Origin of the sequence: Pseudonocardia nigra, from assembly GCF_019396355.1 — a bacterium.
Taxonomy (GTDB): domain Bacteria; phylum Actinomycetota; class Actinomycetes; order Mycobacteriales; family Pseudonocardiaceae; genus Pseudonocardia; species Pseudonocardia nigra.
In genome coordinates, this window is the sequence record NZ_JAHKRK010000041.1 from 39,723 (window position 1) to 47,072 (window position 7,350).

The 7,350-nt window shown below is 73.6% G+C and carries 5 protein-coding genes and 1 pseudogene; all 6 read left to right on the forward strand.

Features of this window, described 5'->3' with window-relative positions; genetic code table 11:
• Nucleotides 1-13: 13 nt before the first annotated feature.
• Nucleotides 14-2,158: pseudogene (locus tag KME75_RS45830) on the forward strand (ATP-binding protein); the annotation flags it as partial.
• A gap of 121 nt (nucleotides 2,159-2,279) precedes the next feature.
• Nucleotides 2,280-3,332: a carboxyl transferase domain-containing protein gene (locus KME75_RS45835; RefSeq protein WP_308282739.1), complete on the forward strand. Its 1,053-nt coding sequence runs from the start codon at nucleotides 2,280-2,282 to the stop codon at nucleotides 3,330-3,332.
• A 36-nt stretch (nucleotides 3,333-3,368) separates the two neighbouring features.
• On the forward strand, nucleotides 3,369-4,418 hold the full coding sequence (locus KME75_RS13330; RefSeq protein WP_219414938.1) for a phosphotransferase family protein: 1,050 nt from the start codon (nucleotides 3,369-3,371) through the stop codon (nucleotides 4,416-4,418).
• A gap of 15 nt (nucleotides 4,419-4,433) precedes the next feature.
• On the forward strand, nucleotides 4,434-5,186 hold the full coding sequence (locus tag KME75_RS13335; RefSeq protein ID WP_219414939.1) for an SDR family oxidoreductase: 753 nt from the start codon (nucleotides 4,434-4,436) through the stop codon (nucleotides 5,184-5,186).
• The gene (locus KME75_RS13340; protein WP_308282740.1) at nucleotides 5,183-5,962 is read left to right on the forward strand and encodes an SDR family oxidoreductase; all 780 of its coding nucleotides are present in this window, start codon (nucleotides 5,183-5,185) and stop codon (nucleotides 5,960-5,962) included. The genes KME75_RS13335 and KME75_RS13340 overlap by 4 nt, the downstream gene beginning before the upstream one ends.
• 23 nt (nucleotides 5,963-5,985) lie before the next feature.
• Nucleotides 5,986-7,209 (forward strand): acyl-CoA dehydrogenase family protein, encoded by a 1,224-nt coding sequence (locus tag KME75_RS13345; protein WP_219414940.1) that lies wholly within the window; start codon nucleotides 5,986-5,988, stop codon nucleotides 7,207-7,209.
• Nucleotides 7,210-7,350 lie beyond the last annotated feature (141 nt).

Below are 7,350 nucleotides of genomic sequence, written 5' to 3' on the forward strand. Positions count from 1 at the left end.
GATCGCGCTGCGGGTGTTCCGCACCGCCGCGGCGATGGGCATCCGTACGGTCGGGGTGTACTCGGCCGACGACGCCGACGCCCTGCACGTCCGGCGCTGCGACGAGGCGATGGCGCTGCCCGGGACCGGCCCGGCGGCGTACCTCGACCCCGCCGCGATCGTCGACGCGGCCGTGCGCAGCGGCGCGGACGCGGTGCACCCGGGCTACGGGCTGCTGTCCGAGAGCGGCGAGCTGGCCCGGGCCTGTGCGGCCGCGGGCGTCACCTTCGTGGGGCCGTCCCCGGAGGACCTCGACGTGTTCGGTGACAAGGGCCGCGCCCGCGAGCTCGCCGAGGCGCAGGACGTGCCGACCCTGCCGGGCACCACCGGCGCGACCACGGTGTCGGAGATGGAGAAGTTCCTCGAGGAGGTCGACGCCCCCGTCGTCATCAAGGCGGTCGCCGGGGGCGGCGGCCGGGGGATGCGCGTCGTTCGCGACCGCACGGCGCTGGACGGCGCGTTCCGGGAGTGCGCGGCCGAGGCCGAGGCGGCCTTCGGGTCGGGGGAGCTCTACGTCGAGCAGCTCCTCGAGGGCGCGCGGCACGTCGAGGTGCAGGTGCTCGGCGACGGCACCGGCACCGTCGTGCACCTGTGGGACCGCGACTGCAGCGTGCAGCGCCGGCACCAGAAGCTCATCGAGGTCGCGCCCGCCCCCGGCCTGGACCCGGCGGTGCGCGCGGAGATCCTGCAGGCCGCCACCAGGTTGGCCGCGGGCGTCGGCTACCGCGGCCTCGCCACGGTGGAGTTCCTGGTCGCCGCCGACGGCACGTTCTTCTTCCTGGAGGTCAACCCGCGCCTGCAGGTGGAGCACACCGTCACCGAGGAGATCCTCGGCATCGACCTGGTGCGGGCCCAGCTGGACGTGGCGGCGGGCGCCGAGCCGGCCGCGCTCGGCCTCACCCAGGACCAGGTCCCCGCCCCCGCCGGGTGCGCGATCCAGATCCGGATCAACGCCGAGACCCTGCGTCCCGACGGCACCGTGGTCCCGCACCCGGGCACCGTGACGCGGCTGGACCTGCCGACCGGCGCCGGCGTCCGCGTCGACACGGCGGCGGCCACCGGGCAGCGGATCAACCCGCGCTTCGACTCGCTGCTCGCGAAGGTCGTGGTGCACGACCGCTCGGGGTTCGAGGGCGCCCGCCGCCGGGCGCTGGCCGCGCTGCGCGAGACCGCGATCGAGGGCGTGCCCACGAACCTCGCGCTGCAGAGCGCGATCCTCGCCGACGACGCGTTCGTCGGCGGCGCGATGCACACCCGCTTCGTCGACGAACACGCTGCTCGGCTGGTGGCCGAGAGCGGCGCGGACGCCGTCGGGCCGCACGGACGCCCCGACTCACCCGCACCCGAGCCCCGACTCGCGGGCACCCAGGCCCCGACTCGCGCGCACTCAGGTTCCGACTCGCGGGGAGTTCCTGTCCCTCCTTCCGCGAGTCGGGCGATCCGTGTGCGCGAGTCGGGCGATTCGAGCGATCCGGTCGCGCCGGACGGGGTCGTCGTGCTCACCGCGCCGATGGCCGGCGTGGTCACGGCGATCGAGGTGACCGTCGGCGAGCCCGTCGCGGCGGGCCGGTCCGCCGTGGTGCTGGAGTCGATGAAGATGCAGCACCCGGTGCACGTCGCCACCGGCGGCGTCGTCCGTGACGTGCTCGTGGAGATCGGTGACGTCGTCGCGCCCGGGGACCCTCTGGTGTACCTGGAACCGTCGGGGGAAGCACAGGACGCGGTCGCCGTCGACGCGGAGCCCGAGCCCGGGTACATCCGGCCCGACCTCGCGGCGCTGCTGGCCCGCCGGGCGCTCCTGCACGACGCGGCGCGGCCCGAGGCGGTGCGCAAGCGCCACGACCGGGGCGGGCGCACCGCCCGGGAGAACGTCGACGACCTGCTCGACGACGGGCTGCGCGTCGAGTACGGCGGGTTCGCCGTGGCCGCCCAGCGCAGCCGCCGACAGCTCGACGACCTGATCCGCACCACCCCGGCCGACGGCATCGTCGCCGGCATCGGCAGCGTCAACGGCGACGTGTTCGGGCCGGACCGCGCCACCTGCGCCGTGCTCGCCTACGACTACACCGTGCTCGCCGGCACCCAGGGCTGGTTCAACCACAAGAAGACCGACCGGCTGCTCGACGTGGTGGGCAGGCACCGCCACCCGCTGGTCCTGTTCGCCGAAGGTGGGGGCGGCCGGCCGGGCGACGTCGACGTCCCCAAGGTCGGCGGGCTCAACCAGGGCGCTGAGCGGGAAGGTGCCGCTCGTCGGGATCGCCGCGGGCCGCTGCTTCGCGGGCAACGCCGCTCTCCTCGGCACCTGCGACGTCGTGATCGCCACGGCCGACTCCACGATCGGGATGAGTGGTCCCGCGATGATCGAGGGGGCCGGACTGGGCCGGTTCGCGCCGGAGGACGTCGGGCCCATCGACGTGCAGACCGCCAACGGCGTCGTGGACGTCGCGGTGGCCGACGAGGCAGAGGCCGTGGCGGTCGCCAAGCGCTACCTCGGCTACTTCCAGGGCGACCTGGACCGGTTCGAGGCCCACGACCAGCGGCGGCTGCGGCACGTGGTGCCGGAGAACCGCAAGCGCGCCTACGACGTCCGCCGCGCCGTCGAGATCCTGTGCGACGTCGGTTCGGTGCTGGAGCTGCGTCCCGCGTTCGGCAAGTGCGTGCTCACCGCGCTCGTGCGCATCGCCGGCAGGCCGATGGGGCTGGTCGCGAACAACCCGGCCGTGCTCGGCGGCGCCATCGACGCCGACGGCGCCGACAAACTCGCGCGGTTCCTGCAGCTGTGCGACGTGTTCGGGCTGCCGGTCGTCTCGCTGTGCGACACCCCGGGGTTCATGGTCGGCCCCGACGCGGAACGGACGGCGACCGTGCGGCACTTCAGCCGGCTGTTCGTCCGCGGCGCGAACCTGACCGTGCCGCTCGCCACCGTCGTTCTGCGCAAGGGCTACGGGCTCGGCGCGATGGCGATGGCGGGCGGCGGGTTCGGCGAACCGGGCGTCACCGTGTCCTGGCCGACCGGCGAGTTCGGCGGCATGGGGCTCGAGGGCGCGGTCCGGCTCGGGTTCCGCAAGGAGCTGGAGGCGATCGCCGACCCGCAGGCCAGGGAACGGCGCTACGACGAACTGCTCGAGCAGATGTACGAGCGGGGGAGCGCGCTGAACACCGCGATGGCCCTGGAGGTCGACGACGTGATCGACCCCGCCGACACCCGCGACGTCCTGCTGGCGTCGCTGCCGTCGGTGCCGCGGGAGGGCTGGACCAACCCGCGCCTGCGCCCGACCCTCGACGCATGGTGAGCTGCGCTGACCGTGAACTGGGATGAGAGGACCGCGATGACGAACCGGACGGGATCCCCAGCCGTCGCCGTCGACCTTCCCGGGCTGGACCTGCCCCGGCTGCGGGCGTACCTCGACGCCGAGCTCCCGGGGACGGTGCAGGGCGAGCTGCGCGGGCGGGTGATCGCCGGCGGGAAGTCGAACCTGACCTACGAGATCACCGACGGGCACGGCGAGTGGATCGTGCGCCGCCCGCCGCTGGGGCACGTGCTGGCCACGGCCCACGACATGGGCCGCGAGCACCGGGTGATCAGCGCGCTGAGCGCGACCCCGGTGCCGGTGCCCCGGACGTACGCCCTGTGCACCGACCCGGAGGTGATCGGCGCGCCGTTCTACGTGATGGAGAAGGTCGAGGGCGTGCCCTACCGGACGGCGGAGGAGCTCGGCCGGTTCTCGCCCGAAGAGGTGCGCGCCATCTCCACGCGGCTGGTCGACACCCTCGCCCTCCTGCACTCGGTGGACCCCGAGCAGGTGGGCCTGCGCGACTTCGGCCGCCCGGACGGCTACCTCGCGCGGCAGGTGCGGCGCTGGAAGCAGCAGCTCGACGCGTCGCACAGCCGGGACCTCGCCGGCGCCGAGGAGCTGCACCGGCAGCTGGCGGAGAACGTGCCCGAGCAGCAGGCCGCCGCGATCGTGCACGGCGACTACCGGCTCGACAACGCCCTCGTCGACGACGACGGCCGGGTGCGGGCGGTGCTGGACTGGGAGATGGCCACGCTCGGCGACCCGCTGGCCGACGTCGGCCTGCTGCTGGTCTACCAACGCCGCCACGAGCTCGGCGGCACGTTCACCGGCGGCGTCGCGACCGCGCCCGGGTTCCTGCGCCCGGACGAGGCCGTGGCGCGCTACGCCGAGCGCAGCGGGCGGGACCTGTCGGAGCTCGGCTTCCACCTCGCGCTCGGCTACTTCAAGTCCGCCGTGATCTGCGAGGGGATCCACTACCGCTACCAGCAGGGCCAGACCGTCGGGGCCGGGTTCGACACCGTCGGACAGGCGGTGGAACCGCTGCTGGCCGCCGGGCTGGCGGCGCTGCGAAGCAACGACTAGGGAGGAACGTCCGGAGTGGACACCAGGTTCGAGGGAAAGGCCGCGATCGTCACCGGCGCCAGCCGGGGGATCGGGCTGGCGATCGCGCAGCGCATCGTCGACGAGGGCGGCCGCGTGTGCATCACCGCCCGCAAGCAGGAGACGCTCGACGAGGCCGTCGCGGCCCTGGGCGCGGACCGGGCCATCGCGGTGGCCGGCAAGGGTGACGACGCCGAGCACCAGGAGTCGGCGGTGAAGGCCACGCTGGAGGCGTTCGGCCGCATCGACTGCCTGGTGAACAACGCCGGGATCAACCCGGTGTACGGGCGGCTGGTCGACCTCGACCTGGGCGCCGCCCGCAAGATCGTCGAGGTGAACTGCCTGGCGGCGCTGGCGTGGACGCAGCGGGCCTACCACGGGTGGATGGCCGAGCACGGCGGCTCGATCGTCAACGTCGCCTCGGTGGCGGGCCTCGGATCGTCGCCGGGGATCGGGCTCTACGGCGCCAGCAAGGCGATGCTGATCAACATGACCCGGCAGCTGGCGGTGGAGCTCGGGCCGGCCGTGCGGGTCAACGCGGTCGCCCCGGCCGTGGTCAAGACCGACTTCGCCAAGGCGCTCTACTCCGAGGGCGAGGAGAAGGTCGCGCAGGCGTACCCGCTCAAGCGGCTCGGCGTCCCGGCGGACATCGGCAGCGCGGTGGCGTTCCTGCTGTCCGAGGACGCGTCCTGGATGACCGGCGAGCTCGTGGTGCTCGACGGCGGCGTCACGTTGACCCGGGAGCGGTGACCGACGTGGACGTGGCCGGGTCCGGCGTCGTCGTCACCGGTGGCGGGCGGGGCATCGGGCGGGCGATCGCCCGACTGTTCGCCGACCGGGGCGCCCACGTCGTCGTCAACGACCTGGACGCCGAGGCGGCCGAGTCCGTCGCGCGCGAGATCGGCGGGCACGCGATCGGCGGCGACGCCGCGTCCGAAGCCGGGGTGGAGGCGCTCGTCGCCGCGGCCCGCGACGCGGTCGGGGAGATCGACGTCTACTGCGCCAACGCCGGGATCGCCGGGGCGGGGGACGTCACCACCGAGGACGACCGGTGGGCGCAGATGCTCGAGGTCAACGTGCTCGCCCACGTGCGCGCGGCGCGGCTGCTCGTCCCCGGCTGGGTCGAGCGCGGCCACGGGCGGTTCGTCGTCACCGCGTCGGCCGCCGGGCTGCTGACCTCGCTGGGCAGCGCCCCGTACGCCGTCACCAAGCACGCCGCGGTGGCGTTCGCGGAATGGCTCGCGGCCACCTACGGCGACCGTGGGCTCGCCGTGCACTGCATCTGCCCGCAGGGCGTCAACACGCGGATGCTCGAGAACGCCGGGTCCCGCCGCGGGATCCTCACCCACGACAGCGCGCTCGAGCCGGAGCAGGTCGCCGAGGCCCTCTGGCAGGCCATGTGCACCGGGGAGTTCCTGGTGCTGCCGCATCCCGAGGTGCGCGGCTACATGGCGCGGCGCGCGACCGACCACGAGCGGTGGCTCGCCGGCATGCGCAAGCTGCAGCGCCGCTTCGACCACGCCTGATCTCTCGACCAAGGAGCCCTCCGATGGACTTTTCCTTCGACCCCCGCACCGAGGAGCTGCGCACCCAGCTGCTCGCGTTCATGGACGAGGCCGTGTACCCGGCCGAGCAGGTGTTCCACGACCAGCTCGACCAGCTGGAGAACCCGTGGGCCTGGTCCACGGCGCCCGTCCTGCAGGACCTGCGCCGCGAGGCGCGCTCGCGCGGGCTGTGGAACCTGTTCCTGCCCGGCGAGCACGGCGCCGGACTCAGCAACCTGCAGTACGCCCCGCTCGCCGAGATCACCGGCCGGGTCGGCGTCGCCCCGGCCGCGATCAACTGCTCGGCCCCCGACACCGGCAACATGGAAGTGCTGTCGATGTTCGGCACGGAGATGCAGCGCAAGGAGTGGCTGGAGCCGCTGCTCTCCGGTGAGGTCCGCTCGTCGTTCGCGATGACCGAGCCGGACGTCGCGTCCTCGGACGCCACCAACATCAGCACCCGGATCGAGCGCGACGGCGACGACTACGTCCTCAACGGCCGCAAGTGGTGGATCACCGGCGCGCTCAACCCCGAGGCCGCCGTCTTCATCGTCATGGGCAAGTCCGATCCGGAGGCGGCGCGGCACCGGCAGCAGTCGATGATCCTGGTGCCACGCGACACCCCCGGCCTGACGATCAAGCGCGGGATGGAGGTCTTCGGCTACGACGACCGGGAGAAGGGCGGGCACGCCGAGCTGGAGTTCGCCGACGTCCGGGTGCCCGCGGCCAACCTCGTCGGGCAGGAGGGCGACGGGTTCGCCATCGCGCAGGCCCGGCTCGGCCCGGGCCGGATCCACCACTGCATGCGCGTGATCGGCGTCGCCGAGCGCGCGGTGGAGCTGATGTGCGACCGCGCGTCGCAGCGCGAGGCGTTCGGCAAGAAGTTGTCCGAGCAGGGCGTGATCCGGGACTGGATCGCCGAGGCGCGGGTGCGGATCGAGCAGCTGCGGCTGCTGACGCTCAAGGCCGCCTGGCTGATGGACAACGTCGGCAACAAGGGGGCCCACACCGAGATCCAGGCCATCAAGATCGCCGCCCCGCGGACGGTGGAGTGGATCCTGGACAAGGCGATCCAGGTGCACGGGGCCGGCGGGGTCTCGCAGGACTTCCCGCTCGCCCGCGCGTTCGCCGGCATCCGGACGCTCCGGTTCGCCGACGGCCCCGACGAGGTGCACAAGAACGCCCTCGCGCGCCGCGAGCTGCAGCGGCAGGCGCAGCGGCACGGCTGAGCCGTCCGCGCCGGATTGCAGCAAAGTCCCCCATGGCCTTCGGCCGCCACGAGGTATGAGAATCGGGTCGGGTCCGGCTGAGCTCGGTTGGCATTGGTGCGTCTAGCCCGAAGCAAAGTCTGAGGCCTGGGGGCCTTCCCG

Coding starts and splice junctions, on each gene's coding strand:
- KME75_RS13330 (WP_219414938.1), top strand. CDS start 3,369: ATGACGAACCGGACGGGATCCCCAGCCGTCGCCGTCGACCTTCCCGGG.
- KME75_RS13345 (WP_219414940.1), top strand. CDS start 5,986: ATGGACTTTTCCTTCGACCCCCGCACCGAGGAGCTGCGCACCCAGCTG.